Annotated in this window: 25 protein-coding genes; 6 read left to right on the top strand and 19 right to left on the bottom strand. The window is 68.1% G+C overall.

All coding sequences use genetic code 11. The features are described from left to right. Positions 1-83 precede the first annotated feature (83 nt). The 6 genes from lgt to CQY20_RS28055 form a co-directional block, all read right to left on the bottom strand. Positions 84-2,195, bottom strand: a complete 2,112-nt coding sequence (lgt, locus tag CQY20_RS28080) for a prolipoprotein diacylglyceryl transferase (RefSeq protein ID WP_097943715.1) — start codon at positions 2,193-2,195, stop codon at positions 84-86. Beyond that, positions 2,192-2,983, bottom strand: a complete 792-nt coding sequence (trpA, locus tag CQY20_RS28075; RefSeq protein ID WP_097943713.1) for a tryptophan synthase subunit alpha — start codon at positions 2,981-2,983, stop codon at positions 2,192-2,194. Before trpA ends, lgt begins: the two co-directional genes overlap by 4 nt. Then, complete coding sequence (gene trpB / locus CQY20_RS28070; protein ID WP_097943712.1) at positions 2,980-4,251, bottom strand: tryptophan synthase subunit beta; 1,272 nt, start codon at positions 4,249-4,251, stop codon at positions 2,980-2,982. Before trpB ends, trpA begins: the two co-directional genes overlap by 4 nt. A gap of 4 nt (positions 4,252-4,255) precedes the next feature. After that, a complete protein-coding gene (trpC, locus tag CQY20_RS28065) occupies positions 4,256-5,074 on the bottom strand; it encodes an indole-3-glycerol phosphate synthase TrpC (protein WP_097943710.1) in 819 nt (272 codons plus the stop codon). An 84-nt stretch (positions 5,075-5,158) separates the two neighbouring features. Continuing rightward, on the bottom strand, positions 5,159-5,755 hold the full coding sequence (locus CQY20_RS28060) for a TIGR02234 family membrane protein (RefSeq protein ID WP_097943708.1): 597 nt from the start codon (positions 5,753-5,755) through the stop codon (positions 5,159-5,161). Beyond that, the gene (locus CQY20_RS28055; RefSeq protein WP_097943706.1) at positions 5,752-7,278 is read right to left on the bottom strand and encodes an anthranilate synthase component I; all 1,527 of its coding nucleotides are present in this window, start codon (positions 7,276-7,278) and stop codon (positions 5,752-5,754) included. Before CQY20_RS28055 ends, CQY20_RS28060 begins: the two co-directional genes overlap by 4 nt. 71 nt (positions 7,279-7,349) lie before the next feature. On the opposite strand from CQY20_RS28055, the gene CQY20_RS28050 reads away from it, so the two are divergent. Together CQY20_RS28050 and CQY20_RS28045 are read left to right on the top strand one after the other, a co-directional pair. Further along, positions 7,350-7,814, top strand: coding sequence for a peroxiredoxin (locus CQY20_RS28050; RefSeq protein WP_097943719.1), 465 nt, complete (start codon positions 7,350-7,352; stop codon positions 7,812-7,814). Then, a complete protein-coding gene (locus CQY20_RS28045) occupies positions 7,811-8,611 on the top strand; it encodes an ABC transporter ATP-binding protein (RefSeq protein WP_097943704.1) in 801 nt (266 codons plus the stop codon). Before CQY20_RS28050 ends, CQY20_RS28045 begins: the two co-directional genes overlap by 4 nt. Before the next feature lie 13 nt (positions 8,612-8,624). On the opposite strand, the gene CQY20_RS28040 is transcribed toward CQY20_RS28045, so the two are convergent. The 10 genes from CQY20_RS28040 to CQY20_RS27995 all read right to left on the bottom strand — a co-directional run bounded on the left by CQY20_RS28040 (position 8,625) and on the right by CQY20_RS27995 (position 16,649). Then, positions 8,625-9,611 (bottom strand): alpha/beta hydrolase, encoded by a 987-nt coding sequence (locus CQY20_RS28040; protein WP_097943702.1) that lies wholly within the window; start codon positions 9,609-9,611, stop codon positions 8,625-8,627. A gap of 8 nt (positions 9,612-9,619) precedes the next feature. Next, on the bottom strand, positions 9,620-9,967 hold the full coding sequence (hisI, locus tag CQY20_RS28035) for a phosphoribosyl-AMP cyclohydrolase (RefSeq protein WP_097943700.1): 348 nt from the start codon (positions 9,965-9,967) through the stop codon (positions 9,620-9,622). A gap of 28 nt (positions 9,968-9,995) precedes the next feature. Further along, positions 9,996-10,778: an imidazole glycerol phosphate synthase subunit HisF gene (hisF, locus tag CQY20_RS28030; protein WP_097943698.1), complete on the bottom strand. Its 783-nt coding sequence runs from the start codon at positions 10,776-10,778 to the stop codon at positions 9,996-9,998. Beyond that, positions 10,775-11,593: an inositol monophosphatase family protein gene (locus CQY20_RS28025; RefSeq protein ID WP_097943696.1), complete on the bottom strand. Its 819-nt coding sequence runs from the start codon at positions 11,591-11,593 to the stop codon at positions 10,775-10,777. The genes hisF and CQY20_RS28025 overlap by 4 nt, the downstream gene beginning before the upstream one ends. Positions 11,594-11,597: 4 nt before the next feature. Next, positions 11,598-12,335, bottom strand: a complete 738-nt coding sequence (priA, locus tag CQY20_RS28020) for a bifunctional 1-(5-phosphoribosyl)-5-((5-phosphoribosylamino)methylideneamino)imidazole-4-carboxamide isomerase/phosphoribosylanthranilate isomerase PriA (protein ID WP_371871081.1) — start codon at positions 12,333-12,335, stop codon at positions 11,598-11,600. 28 nt (positions 12,336-12,363) lie between these two features. Further along, positions 12,364-12,984 carry an imidazole glycerol phosphate synthase subunit HisH gene (gene hisH, locus CQY20_RS28015; protein WP_097943692.1) on the bottom strand — a complete coding sequence of 207 codons (621 nt, stop codon included), beginning with the start codon at positions 12,982-12,984 and terminating at the stop codon, positions 12,364-12,366. Next, positions 12,981-13,595, bottom strand: a complete 615-nt coding sequence (gene hisB / locus CQY20_RS28010; RefSeq protein WP_097943690.1) for an imidazoleglycerol-phosphate dehydratase HisB — start codon at positions 13,593-13,595, stop codon at positions 12,981-12,983. The genes hisH and hisB overlap by 4 nt, the downstream gene beginning before the upstream one ends. Then, the gene (locus CQY20_RS28005; protein WP_097943688.1) at positions 13,592-14,728 is read right to left on the bottom strand and encodes a histidinol-phosphate transaminase; all 1,137 of its coding nucleotides are present in this window, start codon (positions 14,726-14,728) and stop codon (positions 13,592-13,594) included. Before CQY20_RS28005 ends, hisB begins: the two co-directional genes overlap by 4 nt. After that, positions 14,728-16,050: a histidinol dehydrogenase gene (gene hisD, locus CQY20_RS28000; RefSeq protein ID WP_174814725.1), complete on the bottom strand. Its 1,323-nt coding sequence runs from the start codon at positions 16,048-16,050 to the stop codon at positions 14,728-14,730. The genes CQY20_RS28005 and hisD overlap by 1 nt, the downstream gene beginning before the upstream one ends. 104 nt (positions 16,051-16,154) lie before the next feature. Continuing rightward, positions 16,155-16,649, bottom strand: coding sequence for a hypothetical protein (locus tag CQY20_RS27995; protein ID WP_097943684.1), 495 nt, complete (start codon positions 16,647-16,649; stop codon positions 16,155-16,157). 72 nt (positions 16,650-16,721) lie between these two features. Here CQY20_RS27995 and CQY20_RS27990 point away from each other — a divergent pair, with 72 nt between their 5' ends. The 3 genes from CQY20_RS27990 to CQY20_RS27980 are packed head-to-tail and all read left to right on the top strand — an operon-like array spanning position 16,722 to position 18,385. Next, a complete protein-coding gene (locus CQY20_RS27990; RefSeq protein WP_097943682.1) occupies positions 16,722-17,132 on the top strand; it encodes a nitroreductase family deazaflavin-dependent oxidoreductase in 411 nt (136 codons plus the stop codon). Positions 17,133-17,144: 12 nt separating this feature from the next. Further along, complete coding sequence (locus tag CQY20_RS27985; RefSeq protein WP_097943680.1) at positions 17,145-17,783, top strand: LysE family transporter; 639 nt, start codon at positions 17,145-17,147, stop codon at positions 17,781-17,783. Positions 17,784-17,818: 35 nt separating this feature from the next. Then, positions 17,819-18,385 (top strand): TetR/AcrR family transcriptional regulator, encoded by a 567-nt coding sequence (locus CQY20_RS27980; RefSeq protein ID WP_097943678.1) that lies wholly within the window; start codon positions 17,819-17,821, stop codon positions 18,383-18,385. Positions 18,386-18,403: 18 nt separating this feature from the next. Here CQY20_RS27980 and nadC read toward each other — a convergent pair whose 3' ends face one another. The 3 genes from nadC to nadA are packed head-to-tail and all read right to left on the bottom strand — an operon-like array spanning position 18,404 to position 21,791. Beyond that, positions 18,404-19,261, bottom strand: coding sequence for a carboxylating nicotinate-nucleotide diphosphorylase (gene nadC, locus CQY20_RS27975; protein WP_097943717.1), 858 nt, complete (start codon positions 19,259-19,261; stop codon positions 18,404-18,406). Next, positions 19,261-20,772, bottom strand: a complete 1,512-nt coding sequence (locus CQY20_RS27970; protein ID WP_097943676.1) for an L-aspartate oxidase — start codon at positions 20,770-20,772, stop codon at positions 19,261-19,263. The genes nadC and CQY20_RS27970 overlap by 1 nt, the downstream gene beginning before the upstream one ends. Continuing rightward, the gene (gene nadA / locus CQY20_RS27965) at positions 20,772-21,791 is read right to left on the bottom strand and encodes a quinolinate synthase NadA (protein ID WP_097943674.1); all 1,020 of its coding nucleotides are present in this window, start codon (positions 21,789-21,791) and stop codon (positions 20,772-20,774) included. The genes CQY20_RS27970 and nadA overlap by 1 nt, the downstream gene beginning before the upstream one ends. Positions 21,792-21,837: 46 nt before the next feature. On the opposite strand from nadA, the gene CQY20_RS27960 reads away from it, so the two are divergent. Next, the coding region (locus tag CQY20_RS27960; RefSeq protein WP_133119146.1) for an NUDIX domain-containing protein at positions 21,838-22,165 on the top strand (328 nt) is incomplete at its 3' end.

Genomic DNA, 22,165 nt, shown 5'->3' with positions numbered 1-22,165 from the left:
CACCCCAAAACCCCACCACAACCCACACCTGTGGATGAAATTACGACTGTGGATAACTCGAGCGCGGCGCAGCGTCGCGCGACTTAGCCCCTGCGGGAACGGAATCGACGTCGGATTCGGCCCGCTATCCCACGCTCGGGTTCTGCGGCAGGTCTGCCGTCCTCGGGGGCAGGTGGCGGCGTCTCGGGCGTCGACTCTTCCGCGTCAGGCGTCGGCTCCTTCGCCTCGGTTACGGCGTCGCCTTCATCCGTCGCGTCGACATCCGGTGTCTCAGCGTCCGATGCGTCGGTTGGCTTCTCGTCGCCGTCTGCTGGCTCCTCGCCCGAGTCTGCAGTCGCAGCGGTCTCATCAGCCGAATCCTGGTCGGCTTCTGCACCTGCGTCGTCAGAGGCCGACTCCGACTCAGCTGTCTCCTCCGATTCCGGCGTCAAGTCTTCGGCGGCGTCGGCGAGCTCTGCAGCGACCTCGGCATCGTCGACGGCGGCGTCGTGCACCTCGGGTGCTGCCTCCTCGGCCTCGACGACATCATCCCCCTCGACTGCACCAACGCCACCGACCGGGGCTTCCCCTTCTTCAGCTGCCTCGGCTTCCTCGCTCGTCTCAGCTTCGTCGGCCCGCTCTTCAGCGATACCCTCGGTGGGTTGCTCGGCTTCTTCTTCAGCCGACGCCTCGGCTTCCTCGGCCGCTTCCTCCGCGGGCGCCTCGGCTTCCTCTGCGGGAGCTGCCTCTGCGTCTTCGTCGGGAGGAGCCGCCTCTTCCTCGGGTGATTCCTCGGCGACCTCGTCAGCGATTTCTGCGGCTTCTTCGGCGTTCTCGACGGCCGCGGCGTGCACCTCGGGGGCGGCCTCCTCGGCTTCGACGGCCTCGTCGCCCTCGACCGCGCCCACGCCGCCGACGTCGGGGGTCTCGGTCTCCTCTTTGGCCTCGGCGAAGGCCTCGGCCTCGGCGATCTCCTCCGCAGGCGCCTCCGCTACGTCCTCTTCGAGTTGTTCCGCCTCAGCGACCGCCTCAGCTTCGGGCTGCTCCTCCGAGGCAGCTTCGGCCTCTGCCATCTCTGCGGCGGTTGCTTCGTCAATGTCTTCGGTGAGTTTTTCGGCCTCCGAAACGGGCTCGGGCTCGCCTTCGTCTTCTGAAGATTGGGCCTCTGAGGTCTCGTCCTCTGGATCTGTTTTGCTCCTCGCGTCCGCGGCAGACTTTTCGGCGTCCGCGGCAGACTTTTCGGCGTCCTCGTCTTCCTTTTCGGCTGCGGCCTTCGCGGCCGCGACCACTCCGGTCGAGGCGGCGACGGCGGCCAGTTCCTTCGTGACCTCTTCGGCGGGCGCACCCTCAGAAATCAGGCCCCGTAACGACGCCGGATCCTCGCGGCCCTTCGGCGCAACCATGATGTAGACGACCGCGCCGATGAACACGAACACCGACACGAACGAGTTGATGCGAATGCCCGCGATGTGCGTCGCCATGTCACTTCGCAGCAGCTCGACCCAGAAACGGCCGAAGCAGTACGCGGCTACATACAACGCAAACAGTCGCCCGTGGCCGATCTGGTAGCGCCTATCCACCCAAATGAGCAGCGCGAAAACCAGGAGATTCCACAGCATCTCGTACAAGAACGTCGGGTGGACGATCTCGATCAGCTGACCTGTCGATACACCGTTCAGTGAATCGAGGGCGCCGTTGGCATTTCGGCGCTCATAGATCTCCAGACCCCACGGCAGCGTGGTCGCCCGGCCGTACAGTTCCTGGTTGAAGTAGTTGCCCAACCGGCCGATCGCCTGCGCCAGAATGATTCCCGGCGCAATCGCGTCGCCGAAGGCGGGCAGCGGAATGCCTCGCAGCCGACACCCGATCCACGCGCCGGCACCGCCGAGCGCGACGGCGCCCCAGATGCCGAGGCCGCCTTCCTGAATCTTGAAAGCCGCCGCCAGACCAGCCCCACCCGGCCCGAAATATGTACTCCAGTCGGTGATGACGTGATACAGCCGCCCGCCGATGAGCCCGGGAATGATGGCCCACAACGCGATGTCGAAGACGACACCGCGTTCACCGCCGCGCTGAGCCCACCGCCGATCGCTGATGAACAACGCGACGATCACGCCGGCCAGGATCAGCAGGGCGTACGCGCGAATCGGCACGATGCCCAGATGCCATACGCCGCGCGGCGGGCTGGGGAACGATGCCAGTATCGTCGTCGTCACGCAGAGATCCTCTGGCGCACCCCATCGGCCAGTTCTTCGGTCAACGCACGCACGGCAGGCAAGCCCTCGGTCAGCGCCGACACCAACGCCGAACCCACGATCACCCCGTCGGCGTAGGCGCCGATCTCGGCCGCCTGCTCACGTGAGCGCACCCCGAGTCCGACGCCGACGGGGATGTCCGACACCTCCCTGATGCGGCGGACCAACGCGGGTGCCGTCACCGACACGGCCTCACGCGCGCCGGTAACGCCCATCGTCGATGCGGCGTAGACGAATCCGCGCGACGCGTTGACCGTGGTGACCAGTCGCTCAGGCGTCGAGGACGGCGCCACCAGGAAGATGCGGTCCAATTTGTGCGCATCCGAGACCGCGATCCATTCGTCGGCCTCATCGGGAATCAGATCGGGCGTGATCATCCCGAGCCCGCCCGCCGCGGCCAGATCGCGTGCGAACGCGTCGACTCCGTAGCGCAACACCAAATTCCAATACGTCATCACGACCGCTCGACCGCCGGCCTTGCTGATCGCCTCGACTGCCGCCAACGAGTCGCGGACCCGTACACCGCCGCGCAGCGCCGCCTCGGTGGCAGACGCGATGGTCGGCCCGTCCATCCCTGGATCCGAATACGGCATGCCGACTTCGATGACGTCACAACCGGATTCGACCAGCGCCGTCATCGCCGAGATCGACGTGGGCACGTCGGGGTAACCGGTCGGCAGATACCCGATGAGCGCCGATCGGCCCTCGGCGCGGCACGCCTCGAACAGGCCGGAAAGTCCATTCGTCATGAGGTCGCGGTCTCCTTGCCGTCGAGCAGACCGAACCATTTGGCCGCCGTTTCCACGTCCTTGTCGCCGCGCCCGGACATGTTCACCAGGATTATCGAGTCCGCTCCGAGTTCTACGCCGAGCTTGAGCGCGCCCGCCACCGCATGGGCGGACTCGATGGCCGGGATGATGCCCTCCGTCCTGCACAGCAGGCTGAACGCATCCATCGCTTCGCTGTCGGTGATCGGCCGGTACTCGGCACGACCGGTGTCCTTGAGGTACGCGTGCTCGGGGCCGACGCCCGGATAGTCCAAACCTGCTGAAATCGAATGGGATTCGATGGTCTGACCGTCCTCGTCCTGCAGCAGATACGAGAACGACCCCTGGAACGCGCCGGGCGATCCACCGGTGAACGTCGCGGCATGCCTTCCGGTTTCCACCCCGTCGCCTGCGGCCTCGAAACCGACCAAGCGGACGCCGGCATCGTCGATGAAGGGATGGAACACGCCAATGGCGTTGGAACCACCGCCGACACACGCGGCGACGGCATCGGGCAGCCGACCCGCCTGATGCAGAATCTGCGCGCGTGCCTCGAGGCCGATCACCCGCTGAAAGTCGCGCACCATCGTCGGGAATGGGTGCGGGCCCGCCGCGGTGCCGAAGCAGTAGTACGTGTTGTCGGCGTTGGTCACCCAGTCGCGGAACGCCTCATTGATCGCATCTTTGAGCGTCTTCGAGCCCGACTCCACCGAAACCACTTCGGCGCCCAACAACCGCATCCTTGCCACATTCAGCGCCTGCCGGGCGGTGTCGACCGCACCCATGTAGATGACGCACTCCAGCCCCAGCAGCGCGCACGCGGTGGCCGTCGCGACGCCATGCTGGCCCGCGCCGGTCTCGGCGATCACCCGCGTCTTGCCCATCTGGCGCGCCAGCAGTGCCTGCCCGAGCACATTGTTGATCTTGTGAGATCCGGTGTGGTTCAGGTCTTCTCGCTTGAGGAAAATGCGTGCGCCACCCGCGTGCTTGCTGAGTCGCTCGGCCTCGTACAGCGGCGACGGCCGCCCGCTGTAGTGCCGCTGCAGCCGGTCGAGTTCGTCGAGGAACTCCTGGTCGCCGCGGGCCTTCTCGTAGGCGGCGGTGACCTCCTCGATGACGGCCATCAGCGCTTCGGGAATGAATCGTCCACCGTAGACCCCGAAATGGCCCTTGGCGTCAGGATCGTGAACGGTCGGTTCGGCTACCGCCGCGCTCGAACGCGGCAACTCGGGGCCGGCGATATCGGCCATCAGCTCAGCGTGACGGTTTCGGGCAGGACGGGTGCGTGCCTGCGGTGACGAGATCGGCTACGGCGCTGCGGGGGTCACCGCTGGTGACGAGACCCTCGCCGACGAGCACGGCGTCTGCGCCGGCACCGGCGTACGCCAACAAATCGGCCGGACCGCGCACACCCGATTCCGCGACGCGGATGACGTCGGTCGGCAGCCCTGGTGCGATGCGCGCGAAGCAATCCCGGTCGACTTGCAGCGTCTTGAGGTCGCGGGCGTTGACACCGATCACCTTGGCGCCGGCCTGCAATGCGCGATCGGCTTCTTCTTCGGTGTGCACCTCCACCAATGCGGTCATGCCCAACGACTCCGTGCGCTCCAACAGCGACACCAACGCCGACTGCTCGAGCGCCGCGACGATGAGCAACAGCATGTCGGCGCCATGCGCGCGGGCCTCGTGGATCTGATACGGCCGCACGATGAAGTCCTTGCGCAGCACCGGAATTGAGACAGCTGCGCGCACCGCGTCCAGGTCGTCGAGCGACCCGTTGAAACGTCGTTGTTCGGTGAGGACACTGACGATTCGGGCTCCGCCATCCTGGTAGGCGCGAGCCAGATCCGCGGGATCGGAAATCGGTGCCAGCGTTCCGCGCGACGGACTCGCGCGCTTGACTTCGGCGATCACGCCGATGCCCGGTTCACGCAGCGCCGCCATCACATCCAGCGGCGGCTTCGCGTCCTTCGCAGCAGCTTTGAGTTCGTCGAGGCTGACAACGGCTTCACGTGCGGCGACATCTGCACGGACTCCCTCGATTATGGAGTCGAGCACGGTCGCCGAACTCATAACCTGTCGACTCCCTTCGCGCGCCTGCCGGACTGTTGCCGCTTCATCTTCTTGGAAGGGTAGCCGCATCGGACACACCATTGATCACCGGCCCTCGGTGTCGGACTTGGTCGGGTCGCGACCCTCGTCGAGGGCGTCCCACATCATGCGTTCGCTCATGTCAGCGCCCGCGCCGGCCTCCCGTCGGGCGGCTTCGCGCCGGCGTGCGGGAGCCTCGTATTTGGCGTTGTCCGAGCGGCCCCGGCCCGGCGCCCTCATCAGCAGCACCGCACCAACGAGCGTCAGCACCGCCGCGGCCAGGGTGACGACAGCGCCCCCGTAATGCCGCTGCGTGCCGAGCAGATCGGCCACCGGCACGTCGGCCAAGCCCGCGGCCCGCACCGCCACGTCGGGCACCACCCAGAGGCTGATCGCCAGGTACGCCATAGCCGCGCACATCGCCCCGAGGATCACCGCCAGCACACGTTGCTGCCACCGCGGGCCCACGGTCGATTTGAGCACGCCGGCCAGCAGCATCAGCGCCAACGGCACCAGCGCCGTCGACCACGCCGCCCCGTTGAGCGCAGTGCTCTCCGGCTGGCCAAGGCCGTCGAACGAGTCCACCACCACCCAGGTCATCCGCGACGCCACCCACAGCGCCCCCGCGGCCAGCACCAGCGACAGCTGCGCGATCCTGATCATGGCTCGGTCAGCGTCTCTGCCGCGGCGATGGCGTTCAGCACGGCCTTGGCCTTGTTGGAGGCTTCGTTGTACTCGTAGGGGCCGTTCGAGTCCGCCACGACTCCCCCGCCGGCCTGCACATATGCGGTTCCCCTGCGCATCAGCGCTGTGCGGATGGCGATCGCGAAGTCGGCGTCGCCCGCGAAATCCAGGTAGCCCAGCACACCGCCGTACAGCCCGCGACGAGTCGTCTCGACCTCCTCGATGAGCTCCATCGCCCGCACCTTCGGCGCCCCGGTCAGCGTGCCCGCGGGAAAGCATGCGGTGACCGCGTCCAGGGCGGTCTTGCCCTCGGCCAACTGCCCCGTCACCGTCGACACCAGGTGCATGACGTGGCTGTAGCGCTCGATATGGCTGTAGTCCTCGACCCGCACCGTCCCCGGCTTGCACACTCGGCCCAGGTCGTTGCGGCCGAGGTCGACCAGCATCAGATGCTCGGCCCGTTCCTTCTCGTCCTCCAGCAACTCCTTCTCGAGCAGCAGGTCCTCTTCCTCGGTGGCGCCGCGCCACCGCGTCCCGGCGATCGGGTGGGTCGTCGCGCGCCCGTCCTTGACGGTGACGAGCGCCTCCGGGCTGGAGCCGACGATCGAAAAGTCCAGTCCCCCTTCGGCATCCGGCACATTGAGCAGATACATGTACGGGCTGGGGTTGGACACCCGCAGCATCCGATACACGTCGAGCGGGTTGGCGTCGGTGTCCATCTCGAAACGCTGCGACGGCACCACCTGAAACGCCTCGCCCGCCTCGATCTCGCCGACCAGCCGCTCCACGATCGCGCTGTAGTCCTCGACCGAACGCTGCTTGCGGTGCAACGGCTCGGGCCGGTGGAAGGTGGCCACCGTCGACGACAGGTTCTTGCCGAGCGCCTCGGTCATCACGTCCAGGCGCGCGACGGCGTCGTCGTAGGCCCAGTCGACGCGCTCGTCGGTGCCGTTCCAGTTCACCGCGTTGGCGATCAGGGTGATCGTGCCCTCGTGGTGGTCGACCGCGGCGATATCGGTGGCCAGCAGCAGCAGGATGTCGGGCAGGCCCAGATCGTCGACGGTGCGCTCGGGCAGCCGTTCCAGCCTGCGCACCAGGTCATAGGCGAAAAAGCCGACGAACCCGCCCGACAGCGGCGGCAACCCAGGCACCGGCTCGGTCTGCAGCAGCTTCAGCGTCTGGTGCAGCGCGTGCAGCGGGTCCCCGCCGCTCGGGGCGTCCTGCGGGGTCACACCCAGCCAGGCCGCCTCGCCGTCGCGCACCGTGAACGCCGAGGGGGCGCCCGCGCCGATGAACGACCACCGCGACCAGGACCGGCCGTTCTCGGCCGATTCCAGCAGGAACGTGCCAGGACGGTTGGCCGCGAGCTTGCGGTACGCCGACAGCGGCGTCTCGCTGTCGGCCAGCACCTTGCGGGTGACCGGCACAACGCGGTGCCCGGCGGCCAGCGCCCTGAAGTCCTCGCGCGATGTCGTCACCGCGAGATTGGCGGTCGTTTGCACGTGGTAATTCTCCCAGCTCCTGCAGCAGAACCGTTAATCAGGCAGGCGTAGCGTGAACTTCCGTGACATCTCTGCAACGAAGTGACCGGGCACCTGAGTTCGAATTACCGGATCAATCGGGCACTGTGCGAAGCCTCACATCGCTGCTCGCCGACGGCCCGATCGTGCTGTTCTTCTATCCCGCGGCGATGACGCCCGGATGCACCAAGGAGGCCAGTCACTTCCGCGACCTCGGCGCCGAGTTCACCGCGCTGGGCGCATCCCGCGTCGGAATCAGCACCGACCCCGTCGCCAAGCAGGCCAAGTTCGCCGACACACAGCGCTTCGACTTCCCGCTGCTGTCCGACGCCGACGGCAAGGTGGCGGCCGCGTTCGGGGTCAAGCGCGGCCTGCTGGGCAAGCTGATGCCGGTGAAGCGGACAACGTTCGTCATCGACACCGACCGCACCATTCTCGACGTCATCGCCAGCGAGATCAGCATGGAGGCGCACGCCGACAGGGCGTTGAAGGTGCTGCGGGAGCGGCAATCGGCATGACACCTGTTCTGCAACTCTCCGATGTGACATTCCGCCGCGACGGCAAGCAGATCATCGACGGCATCTCGCTGACCGTGAACGAGGGCGAGCACTGGGCATTGCTGGGCCCCAACGGTGCGGGCAAGAGCACGCTGCTGGGATTCTGTGCGGCCGTGACATTTCCGACGTCGGGACACGTGCACATCCTCGGCCAGCAGATGGGCCGCGTCGAGCTCGCCCAGCTGCGCCGGTTCATCGGCCACGTGAATCCCCGCCACCGCCTTCAGTATTCGCTGTCGGTCCGCGAGGTCGTGCTGACCGGGATCACCGCGACGATCGACACACCGATGCGGTGGACACCCAGCCCGGAGGAACGTGACCGCGCCGACGCGATGATCGCCGCGGTGGGGCTGACGCACAAGGCCGACGACGTGTGGCCGACGCTGTCGCAGGGCGAACGCAGCCGCACACTCATCGCCAGGGCGCTGATCTCCGAGCCGCGTCTGCTGCTGCTCGACGAGCCCACTACCGGACTCGACGTCGCCGCACGCGAGCAATTGTTGGAGACCATCGACTCGCTCGACGAGACGCATCCCGAGGTGGCGTCGGTGCTCGTCACCCATCACCTGGAAGAGCTTCCGACGACGACGACGCATGCGCTGCTGATCGCCGACGGACGCACGGTCGCCATGGGCGATGCCCGCTCGACGGTGACGACCGACAACGTCAGCGCCGCGTTCGACCATCCCGTGGTTGTCGGCTACGACGAAGGTCGCTGGACCGCCCGCGCGAAAGCCACCCGCATCATCGAGCCATAGCTGCGGTCGACAGCTAAGCCGCCAAGTGGTGGCGCAAGAAGTCGACCATGCCGGCGTGGAACCGCTTCATCGAGGGCGCGTTCTGCGCGACGCCGTCGGCGATGTGGTACATGCCCGGCACGACGATGGGTTCGCACACCACACCCTCCATCTTGAGCCGCTCGGCGTAGTCGACGCTCTCGTCGTAGAAGAGGTCCAGGTCGCCGACGCCGATCCACGCGGGTGGCAATCCCGCAAGCGCGGTACGGCGTGCGGGCGCGGCGTATTCGGGGGCGTCCGACATCCGGGGCTCCCGGCCGAGATACGCCGTCCACGCCCATTTGTTGGACGACGGTGTCCACGTCAGCTCTCCGCGGCCGACGAAGTCGTCGCGCAACGCCGTGCGGTCGTCGAGCATCGGGTACACCATCGCCTGGGCCCGCAGCGGAATTCCTTCGTCGAAGGCGCGCTGCGCCACCGCAGCGGCCAGCCCGCCGCCCGCGCTCGCTCCCGCCACCGCGATGCGGCCCGGGTCGATGCCGAGTTCGTCGGCGTTCTCCACCATCCACTGCAGCGCGGCCATGCAATCGTCAAACCCTGCGGGAAAAGGGTTTTCCGGCGCGAGCCGGTAGTTGGGCAGGACCGCGACCGCACCCAGCGGAGGCACCAACCGCGACGTCGGCTGCACTTCGAGTTGCGCTGTGCCCGCGCACATGCCCCCGCCGTGCAGCCACAGCACACCGGGCCCCGGCACAGACTGGTGCTCCGGCGCGAGCACCACGACCTCGACATCACCGTCGATGCGGCGTTCGGCCATCGCGACGCCGGGTACGGGTTTGGATCGCAGGCTCATGATCATCCGGTGCACGGGCAGTGTCCGCGCATTCATCGGGATCACCCACGGAATCATCACCGGCGTGCGCAATTCCGGCGCGACCGCCGTCAGCTTGTTGCGGAGGGCGAGAACACGAGGAGCACCCAACGCCGCCAGCCCGGCGGCGGCCACGGCAGCTCGTCTCACCCGAGAACCTAGTCCTCGGGACCGAGTAAAAGGTCCGCGTCGAAGCAGGTGTGGTCGCCGGTATGGCACGCGGCGCCGACCTGGTCGACTTCGAGGAGCACTGTGTCGCCGTCGCAGTCGAGACGCACCGAGTGCACGTGCTGGGTGTGCCCTGACGTCTCGCCCTTGACCCAGTGCTGGCCGCGCGAGCGCGAATAGTACGTCGCCTTACGGGTTTCCAGCGTGCGCGCCAACGCGAGATCGTCCATCCACGCCACCATCAACACCTGGCCGGTGCCGCGTTCCTGCGCCACCGCCACGAACAGCCCGTTTGCGTCCCGCTTCAATCGCGACGCGATCGCCGCATCCAAGCTCATCGCTGCCCTCTGCTCTTCGCGCAAGCGCTCATCGCACCGTGATTCCTTCGGCGGACATGGCCTCTTTCACCTCCGCGATCGTCAACTCGCGGAAGTGGAACACGCTGGCCGCCAAGACGGCGTCGGCGCCGGCATGGACCGCCGCGGCGAAATGCTCCTTGGCGCCCGCACCGCCGCTGGCGATGACCGGGACGTTGACGGCGCCGCGCACCGCGCGCAACATCTTCAGGTCGAACCCGGCCTTGGTGCCGTCGTAATCCATGGAGTTCAACAAGATTTCGCCGACCCCAAGCTCGGCGCCCCGCTCCGCCCACTCGACGGCGTCGATGCCGGTGCCGCGGCGGCCGCCGTGCGTGGTGACCTCCCAACCTGACGGCGTCGGCTGCGAGCCCTGCGGCACCGTCCGCGCGTCCACCGACAGCACGATGCACTGCGACCCGAATTGACGCGACAGCTCGGCGAGCAGTTCCGGCCGCGCGAGCGCGGCGGTGTTGACCGAAACCTTGTCGGCGCCGGCTCGCAGCAGCGCGTCGACATCGGCCACCGACCGCACACCGCCGCCGACGGTCAACGGGATGAACACCTGCTCGGCGGTTCGCTTGACCACCTCGAGCATGGTGGCGCGGCCCGACGACGACGCCGTCACGTCGAGGAAGGTCAGCTCGTCGGCACCCTCGCGGTCATACACCGAGGCCAGTTCCACGGGATCGCCCGCGTCACGCAGGTTTTCGAAGTTGACGCCCTTCACCACCCGGCCGTCGTCGACGTCGAGGCACGGGATGACGCGCACCGCAAGGTCTTTCGAGTTCATCGGTAGTCATCCGGATCGCCAGCAGAAGCCACGATGTCGAGCAGTTCGCCGTGCACACCGGGCACACCGGCCAACGCCGACCTCGAATCGATCGTCCAATCGTCGCCAGCCAGGTCGGTGACGATGCCGCCCGCGGCGCGAACCAGGGCCACACCCGCGGCGTGGTCCCACACGTGGCCGCCGAAATTGATGCAGCCGCCGAGAACCCCGGCCGCGGTGTAGGCCATGTCGAAGCCGATCGCGCCGTGCATGCGGATCCGCGAGCATTTGCGGCTGAGCCGCTCGAGCACGGCGACCCGGTACGGACCGGGAAACCGGCCGCGGGAATCGATGTCGAAGGTGCCCGTACCGACCACACTGTCCGCCAACTCGGCGGGCTTCAAACGCGGCTGCGCGAGCCCGTTGACGTAGAGGGGCTTTCCCACCACCGCGGTGTATCGCTGATCGGTGAAAGGCATCCACGTCAACCCCACCACCGGCTCACCGTCGCGCAGCAGCGCCAGCAGGATCGCCGCGGTCGGCAGCCCCGCCGCGTAGTTGAAGGTGCCGTCGATCGGGTCGAGCACCCACACCAGCGGAGAGTCGACGTCGGCACCGCCGAATTCCTCGCCGTGCACCTCGATGCCGGTGCGCGACACCAGCGCCTCCACCACCTGACGCTCGATGGCGAGGTCCACCTCGGTCGCGAAGTCGTTGCCCTTCTTCGGCACAGCGGATTCGGCGCGGTGCCCGGCCACGAACGGTTTGGCCGCCTCGTCGAGGATCGCGGCGGCTTCAGAGACCAGCGCGTCGAGGTCAGTCTCGTCTACGGCCATGGCGCTACTTCCCGACCACGGCCAGCGCCTGCGGCAACGTGAATCGCCCGGCGTACAACGCCTTCCCGATGATCGCGCCCTCGACACCCCTTTCGGTGAGCGTGGCGATGGCGCGAAGGTCGTCGAGGCTCGACACCCCGCCCGACGCGATCACCGGCGCGTCGGTGCGTTCGGCCACCCGCGACAGCAGATCTAGGTTGGGGCCCTGCAACGTGCCGTCCTTCGTCACATCGGTGACAACAAACCGCGAACACCCTTCACGGTCGAGGCGTTCCAGCACCGACCACAGGTCGCCGCCGTCGGTCTCCCAGCCGCGGCCACGGAGCCGATGCTCACCGGCGACGATCTTGACGTCCAACCCGACCGCCACCTTGTCGCCGTGCTCGGCCACGACGCGGGCGCACCACTCGGGGTTCTCCAGCGCCGCGGTGCCGATGTTCACCCGCGCACAACCGGTCGCCAGGGCGGCGCTCAGCGAGTCGTCGTCGCGGATACCCCCGGACAGTTCCACGGCGACATCGAGCTTGCCGACGACCTCGGCCAACAGCTCGCGGTTGGAGCCCCGCCCGAACGCGGCGTCCAAATCCACCAGGTGGATCCACTCGGCGCCGTCACGCTGCCACGTCAGAGCGGCGTCCAGCGCCGAGCCGTACTCGGTCTCGCTGCCGGCTTGGCCCTGCACGAGGCGCACCGCCTTGCCGTCGACCACATCGACGGCGGGCAGAAGAATCAACGGTTTCACAGCAGGCACGGCCGACAACCTAACGTCCTCACAGGTCCGACACCCAATTGGCGAGCAGCGTCGCGCCGGCGTCGCCACTCTTCTCCGGGTGAAATTGCGTCGCCGCCAGCGCGCCGTCCTCCACGGCGGCCAGGAACGGCACATGATGAGTGGCCCAGGTCAGCAACGCGTCGGGGTTGCCCTCCCAGGTCTGCGCGGCATAGGAGTGCACGAAGTAGAACCGGGTGTCAGGATCCAGCCCGCGGAACAGCCTGCTGCCTTCGGGCGCGTCGACGACATTCCAGCCCATATGCGGAATCACCGGCGCGTCCAGTCGCACCACGGCGCCTGGCCACTGGCCGCAGCCCTGCGACTCCACCCCGAACTCGACGCCGCGCGCGAACATGATCTGCATGCCGACACAGACCCCGAGCACCGGGCGGCCGGCCGCGACCCGCTCGGCGATGACCTTCTCGCCGCCGATTTTGCGCAGTCCGGCCATGCAGGCCTCGAACGCTCCGACGCCGGGCACCACGAGCCCGTCGGCGCTGGCGGCCGCATCGGCGTCGGCGGTCACCTCGACCTGGGCACCAACCCGCTCCAGCGCACGCTGCGCCGAACGGAGGTTGCCTGACCCGTAATCGAGAACAACGACGGATTTGGTTGTCACAGGGTTCCTTTGGTGGACGGCACGCCGGTCACCCGCGGATCGAACTCGACAGCCTGGCGCAGCGCCCGCGCGACGGCCTTGTACTGCGCCTCGGTGATGTGGTGCGGGTCGCGGCCGTAAAGGGTGCGCACGTGCAGTGCGATGCGGGCGTTCATCGCCAGCGACTCGAAGACGTGGCGATTGATGACGGTGTGATACGGCACCTCCGAACCCGCGATCGTGCTGTGCAGCATGTGGTCCGGCTCGCCGCTGTGCACACAGTACGGCCGCCCCGACACGTCGACGGCGGCGTGCGCGAGCGTCTCGTCCATCGGGATGAACGCGTCGCCGAACCGGCGGATGCCCTTCTTGTCGCCGAGCGCTTCGCGCAGGGCCTGGCCCAGCACGATCGCGGTGTCTTCGATCGTGTGGTGGCCTTCGATCTCGACGTCGCCCTCAGCGCGCACGGTCAGATCGAAGCTGGCGTGGCTGCCCAGCGAGTTGAGCATGTGGTCGTAGAACGGAACGCCGGTGCTGACGTTGACTACGCCGGTACCGTCGAGGTCGAGTTCCACGACGATGTCGGATTCCTTGGTCTTGCGTTCGACGCGGGCGCGACGGTTGGTGGTCACTGTGCTCCTATTCGTGCGCTGGCCTCGAGCAGCGCGTCGTTCTCGTCGGCCAGGCCGATGGTGGCGCGCAGATACCCCGGGATGCCGACGTCGCGGATGAGGATGCCGGCGTCCAGGTAGCGCTGCCAGGTTGCGGGTGCGTCGTCGAACTCGCCGAACAGAATGAAGTTCGCGTCGCTGGGAATGACTCGAAATCCCATGCCGGTCAACGCGTCTGTGACCCGATTGCGCTCGGCGATCAGCGTCGCGACGCTGCCGAGCGTGTCGTCGGCGTGGCGCAGCGCGGCGCGCGCGGCGGCCTGCGTCACCGACGACAGGTGATAGGGCAGCCGCACCAGCAACATGGCGTCGATGACGGCGGGCGCGGCGATCAGGTAGCCGAGCCTGCCGCCGGCGAACGCGAACGCCTTGCTCATGGTTCGGGTCACGACGAGCTTGGTAGGAAATTCCGCGACGAGGTTCACCGCGCTGGGCTGCGACGAGAACTCGCCGTACGCCTCGTCCAGGATGAGCACACCGGTCGTCATCGCCTCGAGCAACCGGCGCAGGTCGTCGAGCGAAACGCTTTGGCCCGACGGATTGTTCGGGCTCGCGACGAACACGATGTCGGGGGTGTGCTCCTTGATGGCGTGCACCGCCACGTCGGTGTCAAGGCTGAAGTCGTCGCCGCGGTTGGCAACCAGCCATCGGGTCTGAGTGCCGTCGGCGATGATCGGGTGCATGGAGTAGGACGGCACGAACCCGATCGCGCTGCGGCCAGGCCCGCCGAACGCCTGCAGCAGCTGCTGCAGGATCTCGTTGGATCCGTTTGCCGCCCACACGTTTTCGACGGTGACGTCGACACCGATCTGGCCCCGCAGATACGCGGCGAGGTCGGTGCGCAGCGCCACCGCGTCGCGGTCCGGGTAGCGGTGCAGTTCACCGGCGACCGCGCGCACCGACTCCGTCACGTCGTCGATCAGCGCCTGCGTCGGCGGATGCGGGTTCTCGTTGGTGTTGAGCCGCACCGGAACAGCCAACTGCGGGGCGCCGTACGGCGACTTGCCGCGCAGATCCTCGCGCAGCGGCAGATCGGCCAGCGTCACGCTCTTCCCGACCGTCGCCGCTGTCTGTTCTTCGCGGGAGACGCTCATCACGACTCGAACCTCCGGCGCACCGCCTCCCCGTGCGCAGGCAGATTCTCCGCCTCGGCCAGCGTGATGACGTGGCCGGTGACGTCCTTGAGGGCGGCCTCGTCGTAGTCGACGACATGGATGCCACGCAGGAACGTCTGCACCGAAAGGCCGCTGGAGTGCCTGGCGCAGCCGGCGGTCGGCAGCACGTGGTTGGAGCCGGCGCAGTAGTCGCCGAGGCTCACCGGCGAGTAGGGGCCGACGAAAATCGCGCCGGCAGAACGGATCCGGCCCGCCACCTCACGGGCGTCGACGGTCTGGATCTCCAAATGCTCGGCGGCGTAGGCGTTGACGGCCTTGACGCCGGCCGCGAGATCGTCGACGAGGACGACCGCCGACTGCGCGCCGGTCAGCGCCGCCGTGACCCGCTCGCGGTGCACTGTGGTTTCGAGTTGCCCGGCGAGCTCACGGTCGGTGGCGTCGGCAAGCTCGAGGCTCGGCGTCACCAGCACGCTGGCCGCCATCTCGTCGTGCTCGGCCTGGCTGATCAGATCGGCGGCGACATGCACCGGGTCGGCAGTGTGGTCGGCCAGGATCGCGATCTCGGTGGGGCCCGCTTCGGCGTCGATGCCGATCTGCGAACGGCAGATCCGCTTGGCCGCCGTGACATAGATGTTGCCGGGCCCGGTCACCATGTCCACCGGCGCCAACTCGGCTCCGTCGGTGTCGGTGCCGCCGTAGGCCAGCAGCGCGACGGCCTGAGCGCCGCCGACGGCCCACACCTCGTCGACGCCGAGCAGGCGGGCGGCGGCCAGGATCGTCGGATGCGGCAGCCCCTGGAAGGGGCCGGGTTGGGTCTGCGGTGGACTGGCGATGACCAGCGAGTCCACCCCGGCGGTCTGGGCGGGCACGACGTTCATCACGACGCTGGAGGGATAGACCGCGTTGCCGCCCGGCACGTACAGGCCGACCCGCTCGACGGGCACCCAGCGTTCGGTCACCGTGGCGCCCGGCGCCAGCGTCGTCGTGGTGTCGGTCCGGCGCTGGTCGGCGTGCACCGCGCGGGCGCGCTCGATGGATACCTCGAGCGCCGCCCGGACGTCGGGCGGCAGCTGCTCGAACGCGCTCTGCAGCGCTGCGGCGGGCACGCGCACCTGCGCGGGCCGCACGCCGTCGAACGACTCACCGAACTCCAGTGCGGCCTCTGCGCCGCGGTCGGCGACCGCATCGACGATCGGACGGACCTGGGGAACGACCGCCTCGACGTCCACCCCACCCCGAGGCAGCACCGCACGCAGGCGCGCGGCTGACAGCTCGGTGCCGCGCAGGTCGATACGGGCCATCACGGGTGGGGATGCGTTCACGCCCCCATTGTCCCAGAACAGGCCAAATCGAATTTCGCCGCCGCGACTCGAGCGGCCGCAGCACCGTCAGATCGTGAGCGCGCTCACTTGCACAGCTCGGTGATCTTGGCGTTGGCCGAGTCGGCTTCCTTCAACCGCTCGGCCTGAGCGGGATCGGTGTTCGGGATGCCCGACGTCGACCGCGCGCCGATGTCCATCAGGTTGTTGGCGAACGAGCGGATCGCGTCGGCGAGTTCGGGCGGCGTGTCGGGCTGCAAGCGTGCCAAAAGATACTGTCCGCCGTCGTAGAGCGCGACCCGTGCGTTGGCGGCCACGGCCATCGCACCGGTGACATCCTCCGTCCCACCCGGCGGCTGAAGGTTCGTGTTGATCTGCACGCCGTTGCGCACGACGGTGAACGCCTCGCAGATGCTGGCCTTGGGATCGTCGGTGGCCGTGCCGGTGAACACCTGCCCCGACGGCGGCTCCGACGGCTCCTTGAGCAAAGCCCACGCGGCAAGGCCGACTGCGACGAGCGCGACGACCAGCGCCGCGATGGAAACGATAAAACCCCTGGAAGACGCCGTTGGCACAGACATGCGGCCGATAGTAGCCGCGCGGCCGCCGCGATCTAGCGAACTTTCGTCAGCGAGTCGGTAATGTCAGCGCCCATGTCAGCCAAAGATCATCCCAACAACGCGCCGGGCGTTCCGATGGTCTTCCCGCCCGCCGTCGAGCGTCTGCAGATCAAGTACATGAACCCGGTCGTGAAACGCCTCGCACCCGTACTGCCCGGCGCGGCCACGATCAGGCACCGGGGCCGCAAGTCCGGCAAGACATACGAGACGGTCATCACCCCGTACCGCAAGGGCAACACGCTCGCCATCGCGCTTGGGCACGGCAAGACCGACTGGGTGAAGAACGTGCTGGCCGCGGGCGAGGCCGAGGTGATCTTCGGCAAGCGCAGCGTGCACATCGTCAACCCGCGGATCGTCCCCGCAGGCGGCGACGCCACAGGTCTGCCGTTCATGGCGCGCGTCCAGTCGCGAAAAATTGGAGTGCTTGTCGCCGACATCGCGTGACAAACTGACGCCATGGCTTGGGAAGTCTGGCTGGCGTTCGTCGGCGCGGCCATCGCGATCGCCCTCTCACCCGGCGCAGGCGCCATTCAATCGATGGCCACGGGCCTGACACACGGTGTGCGACGCGGATATTGGAGCATCGCCGGGCTCGAAGCCGGTCTCATGCTGCAACTCACGCTGGTGGCCGTCGGCCTCGGTGCGATCGTGACGAAGTCGGTGCTCGCCTTCAACATCATCAAGTGGATCGGCGTCGCCTACCTCATCTATCTCGCCGTGCGGCAATGGCGCACCGCCGCCGTCGACCTGCGTGCGCAAGTCGGCCACGCGACGCGCGGCGGCAGGGTGTCACTTCTGGTGCGGGGATTCCTCGTCAACACCACCAACCCGAAGGGTCTGGTGTTCTTCCTGGCGGTGCTACCGCAGTTCATCGTGCCGACCGCGCCGCTGCTGCCGCAGTATCTCGCTATCGGCGCGACGATGGTCGCCGTCGACTTCGTGGTGATGGGCTGCTATACCGCACTGGCCGAGCGACTGCTCAAGTGGATGCACACGCCGCGCAGGCAGACGGTCGTCAATCGGGTGTTCTCCGGGTTGTTCGCCACCGCGGCGGTCGCCTTGTCGCTGGTGCGCCGCGGCCCCATCACCGCGTAGCGCTTCTTTAGTGCTCGTTCAAGTATCGTCGGGGCATGCCGCGCCCCGACCGTAGCCGCGCCGCCCTGATCGACACCGCAGCCCAGCTGTTTCGTCGGCAGGGCTACGCCGCCACCGGAGTGAACCAGATCCTGGAGACGGCGGACGTCAAAGCAGGCTCGCTGTATCACCATTTCCCAGACGGCAAGCAACAGCTTGCCGCGGCGGTCGTGGAATCGGCCGGCGGTGAGGTCGAGCGGGTGCTGCGGGAAGCCCTCGCCGGCGACTCTCCGCTCGCCGACGTCGTCGACGGTTTCATCGACCAACTGGCCGCGCAACTGGCGTCCGACCCACGCGACGGGTGCCCGATCGAACCGATCGCCACCGAATCGGTCAACGCCAGCCCGCAGGTCCGTGACGCGTCGGCGCGGGCGTTCGCCGGCTGGAGCGCCGCGGTCGCCGACCGGCTGCGCGCCGACGGATGGCCCGGCGACCATGCGAATCAGACGGCTCTCTCGCTCATCGCGCTGATCGAAGGCGCGCTGATCCTGTCCCGCATCGCCGGCGACGACGCCGCGTTGAACGCCGCGAAGGTGGCGGCGCGTTCCCTTCTGGCCCGCTAGAGATCCAAGTCTGGCCCGCTAGAGATCCAAGCCGATGTCGAGCACCCGCACCGAGTGGGTGAGCGCGCCCACGGCGAGGTAGTCGACGCCGGTACCCGCGTACTCAGCGGCCGTGTCGAGCGACAGCCCGCCGGACGATTCGAGTTTGGTCTGCGGGCTGCGCGCGTTGCGGCGCTGCACCGCCATCTGGGTCTGCCACACCGGAAAGTTGTCCAGCAGAACAAGTTCCACATTTTCGACAAGCACGTCGTCGAGCTGTTCGAGCGAGTCCACCTCGACCTCGCACGGCAACGTCGGCGCCGCCTCGCGGACCGCCCGCAGCGCCGCAACCACCGAACCGGCCGCGGCGACGTGGTTGTCCTTGATCAGTGCTGCGTCGCCCAACCCCATCCGATGGTTGACGCCGCCGCCGACGCGCACCGCGTATTTCTGCAACGCCCGCAGCCCCGGCAGTGTCTTGCGGGTGTCACGGATCTTCGCGTTGGTGCCCGCGACGGCCTCCACCCAGGCCGCCGTCGTCGTCGCGATGCCCGACAGGTGGCAGATCAGGTTCAGCATGGTCCGCTCGGCGGTCAGCAGGCCTGCCGTCGGCGCCTCGACTGACAGCACCACCCCGCCCGCATCCAGCCGGGCGCCGTCGTCGACACGGTGCTTGAGCCGGTAACCGTCCTGCCCGAGCACCTCCTCGAGGACCAGCAGCGCGACGTCGGTTCCGGCGATCACGCCGGGCTCGCGGGTCACCATCGACGCCGTAGTGGTGGCGTCGGTGGGCACCGTCGCGGCCGTGGTGACGTCTGGCCCGTAGCGCAGGTCCTCCTCCAGCGCGCGTGCGATAACCCGCCGAGCCTCGGTCAGCTCGTCAGCGTTGAGTTCCATCAGCAGCACGCCGCCTCGAGCGCCTGGCTTTGTGCCAACGCCGGATCGGTGTCCGGGAAGTCGGAGCGGTGATGGCAACCGCGCGACTCCGTACGGGCCAGCGCGGCCGCGGTCACGGCGCGGGCCGTCGTGGTCAGCGCGACGTCCTCGAAGTCGGCCCGGCACGTGAACTCGCGGGGATCGGCAGCCTCCAGTTCGCGGCACAGCTGCTGCAGACCCTCGCCGTCGCGAACGACCGAGGCGTACTTCGACATCGCCCGCTGCAGCTTCGCGCGCGGCAGGGCCAGCCGCGTCTCGACGGTGTCGAGTTCGGCCTGGGTGGCTCCCGTCGTCACCGCATGCTCGGCCGCGGCCTTGCCCGCACGGCTGCCGACCACCAGCCCCTCGAGAAGGCTGTTGGACGCCAACCGGTTTGCGCCGTGCATCCCGGTGCGCGCGACTTCGCCGGCGGCGAACAGCCCGGGCAACTCGGTGCGGCCGTCGACGCCGGCGACCACCCCGCCACAGCTGTAATGAGCGCCCGGCACGATCGGTATCGGTTGACGGGTCGGGTCGATGCCCGCTGCGCGGCAGGCCGCCGTGACCGTGGGGAAGCGGCGCGCGAAGTCGGCGATATGACGGGCGTCCAAATATGCGCAGGGGTCGCCCGTTTCGCGCAGACGCGCATCGATCGCGGCCGCGACGACATCGCGCGGGGCCAGATCACCCATCGGGTGCACGCCCGTCATTATGGAATTGCCCTGCCGGTCAACGAGTTTGCCACCTTCGCCGCGAACGGCCTCGGTGATCAGCGGCCGTCGCCCACCCGCGTGGCCGTCGAACAGCATGGTCGGATGGAACTGGATGAACTCCACGTCGCTGACGGGGACCCCGGCCCAGATGGCAAGCGCAACACCGTCTCCCGTCGACCCCGCCGGATTCGTGGTGGCCGAGTACAGATGCCCAAGCCCGCCGGTGGCGAGGATCACCGCGGGCGCGTGGATGATGCCGGGGCCGTCGTCGTTGAGCACCCGCACGCCGGTCACCGCGCCGTCGTCGGCCAACAGCTGCAGCGCGGTGTGGTTGCGGCGAATGTCCAGGGTGGCCGCGGCGCGGTCCAGCGCGCGCTGCACCTCGGCTCCGGTGGCGTCGCCGCCCGAGTGGATGATGCGGCGCCGCGAGTGGCCACCCTCGCGCGTCAGTGACCAGCGGCCCGGCTCGGCTTCGTCGAATCGTGCTCCATCGTCGACCAATTCGCGTACCGCGCGGTATCCGTCGGAGACGATCGAGCGCACCGCGGCCGGATCACAGAGACCGGCGCCCGCGGCCAGCGTGTCGGCGACGTGGGCGTCGATCGAGTCGTCGGTGTCAGGCAGCACCACCGCAATGCCGCCCTGGGCATAGAACGTCGCGGTGTCGGAGGCCTTGCTCAGCACCACCACGTTGCGGCCGCGACGGTGCGCGGCCAGCGCCGCGACCAGTCCGGCGACCCCGGTGCCGATGACGATGACGTCGGCTCGCTGCTGCCACATCATTCGCCGCCGCCGGGAGTGCCGATCTCGATCATGCGCTGCACGCTGGCGCGGGCCCGCTCGGCGATCTCGGGATCGACGTGCACCTCGTCGGCCCCCTCGGACAGGCAGCGCAGCAGCGCTGCAGGCGTGATCATCTTCATGAACTTGCACGACGCCCGGTCGTTGACCGCCTGGAAGTCGACACCCGGTGCGGCCCGGCGCAACTGGTGCAGCATGCCGACCTCGGTGGCGACCAGCACCTGGCGGGCGCGGGTTTCCCGCGCTTCGTCGAGCATGCCGCCGGTGGACAGGATCTTCACCCGGTCCTGCGGGAAGGCGCCCTCGCCGGCCAGGTACAAAGCCGATGTGGCGCACCCGCATTCGGGATGGACGTAGAGCTCGGCATCCGGATGCGCGAGCGCCTTGTCGGCCAGCTCGTCGCCGTTGATGCCCGCGTGTACGTGGCACTCGCCCGCCCACACGTGCAGGTTCTTGCGGCCGGTGACCCGGCGGACGTGGTTGCCGAGGAACTGGTCCGGGCAGAACAGCACATCGCGGTCCTCGGGGATGGAGGCCACCACCTCCACCGCGTTCGACGACGTGCAGCAGATGTCGGTTTCGGCCTTCACCGCCGCGGTGGTGTTGACGTAGGACACCACGACCGCGTCGGGATATTCGGCCTTCCACGCCCGCAGGTCCGCTGCGGTGATCGAATCGGCGAGCGAGCATCCGGCGCGTTGGTCGGGGATCAGCACCGTCTTGTCGGGCGAAAGGATCTTGGCCGTCTCGGCCATGAAGTGCACGCCGCAGAACACGATCGTGTCCTCGGGCGCGGCCGCCGCGATCCGCGACAGTGCCAGCGAGTCACCGATGTGGTCGGCGACGTCCTGGATAGCGGGCAGCTGGTAGTTGTGCGCCAGCAGCGTCGCACCGCGCAGGTCGGCGAGGCGTCGCACCTCGGCAGCCCACTGCTCGTCGGCGACGACACCGGCATAGCCGTCCGGACCGTTCGTGATCCGGTCGTCCAACACCGTCATGGCGATCTCCTCGCGGTCGGTAGGTTTTCGACTTACAATCGAAAACATGGGTAATAGTAGCACTGCACACGAAGTGCTCGCCGTCGTCTTCCAGGTTCGGGAGCTGGGCAGCAAGAATCCGCAGCTCAGCGTCCTGTTATGGGAGCGGGCCCGGGACCCTGAGCGCGGCAGGTGGTCGCTGCCCGGCGGCCGACTCCGCGACGACGAGGACATGACCAGTTCTGTTCGTCGGCAACTCGCCGAGAAGGTCGACCTGCGTGAATTGGCTCACCTCGAACAGTTGGCGGTGTTCTCCGATCCGCACCGCGTGCCAGGTGTGCGCACCATCGCCTCGACGTTCCTCGGCCTTGTGCCCTCCCCCGCCACCCCCGAGT

Source organism: Mycolicibacterium agri (genome assembly GCF_002553505.1).
In the GTDB taxonomy this organism is placed as follows: Bacteria; Actinomycetota; Actinomycetes; order Mycobacteriales; family Mycobacteriaceae; genus Mycobacterium; species Mycobacterium agri.
The sequence above is the reverse complement of the archived record's forward strand: the minus strand, read 5'-3'. Positions and strand labels throughout refer to the sequence as shown.

Coding starts and splice junctions, on each gene's coding strand:
- CQY20_RS27985 (WP_097943680.1), top strand. CDS start 17,145: ATGGCTTGGGAAGTCTGGCTGGCGTTCGTCGGCGCGGCCATCGCGATC.
- hisF (WP_097943698.1), bottom strand. CDS start 10,778: ATGAACTCGAAAGACCTTGCGGTGCGCGTCATCCCGTGCCTCGACGTC.
- hisD (WP_174814725.1), bottom strand. CDS start 16,050: ATGGCCCGTATCGACCTGCGCGGCACCGAGCTGTCAGCCGCGCGCCTG.
- nadA (WP_097943674.1), bottom strand. CDS start 21,791: ATGACGGTGTTGGACGACCGGATCACGAACGGTCCGGACGGCTATGCC.
- CQY20_RS28060 (WP_097943708.1), bottom strand. CDS start 5,755: ATGATCAGGATCGCGCAGCTGTCGCTGGTGCTGGCCGCGGGGGCGCTG.
- CQY20_RS28005 (WP_097943688.1), bottom strand. CDS start 14,728: ATGAGCGTCTCCCGCGAAGAACAGACAGCGGCGACGGTCGGGAAGAGC.
- nadC (WP_097943717.1), bottom strand. CDS start 19,261: ATGGAACTCAACGCTGACGAGCTGACCGAGGCTCGGCGGGTTATCGCA.
- CQY20_RS27980 (WP_097943678.1), top strand. CDS start 17,819: ATGCCGCGCCCCGACCGTAGCCGCGCCGCCCTGATCGACACCGCAGCC.
- CQY20_RS27970 (WP_097943676.1), bottom strand. CDS start 20,772: ATGTGGCAGCAGCGAGCCGACGTCATCGTCATCGGCACCGGGGTCGCC.
- trpC (WP_097943710.1), bottom strand. CDS start 5,074: ATGAGTTCGGCGACCGTGCTCGACTCCATAATCGAGGGAGTCCGTGCA.
- CQY20_RS28025 (WP_097943696.1), bottom strand. CDS start 11,593: ATGGCCGTAGACGAGACTGACCTCGACGCGCTGGTCTCTGAAGCCGCC.
- trpB (WP_097943712.1), bottom strand. CDS start 4,251: ATGGCCGATATCGCCGGCCCCGAGTTGCCGCGTTCGAGCGCGGCGGTA.
- CQY20_RS27990 (WP_097943682.1), top strand. CDS start 16,722: ATGTCAGCCAAAGATCATCCCAACAACGCGCCGGGCGTTCCGATGGTC.
- hisI (WP_097943700.1), bottom strand. CDS start 9,967: ATGAGCTTGGATGCGGCGATCGCGTCGCGATTGAAGCGGGACGCAAAC.
- CQY20_RS28045 (WP_097943704.1), top strand. CDS start 7,811: ATGACACCTGTTCTGCAACTCTCCGATGTGACATTCCGCCGCGACGGC.
- CQY20_RS27995 (WP_097943684.1), bottom strand. CDS start 16,649: ATGTCTGTGCCAACGGCGTCTTCCAGGGGTTTTATCGTTTCCATCGCG.
- trpA (WP_097943713.1), bottom strand. CDS start 2,983: ATGACGAATGGACTTTCCGGCCTGTTCGAGGCGTGCCGCGCCGAGGGC.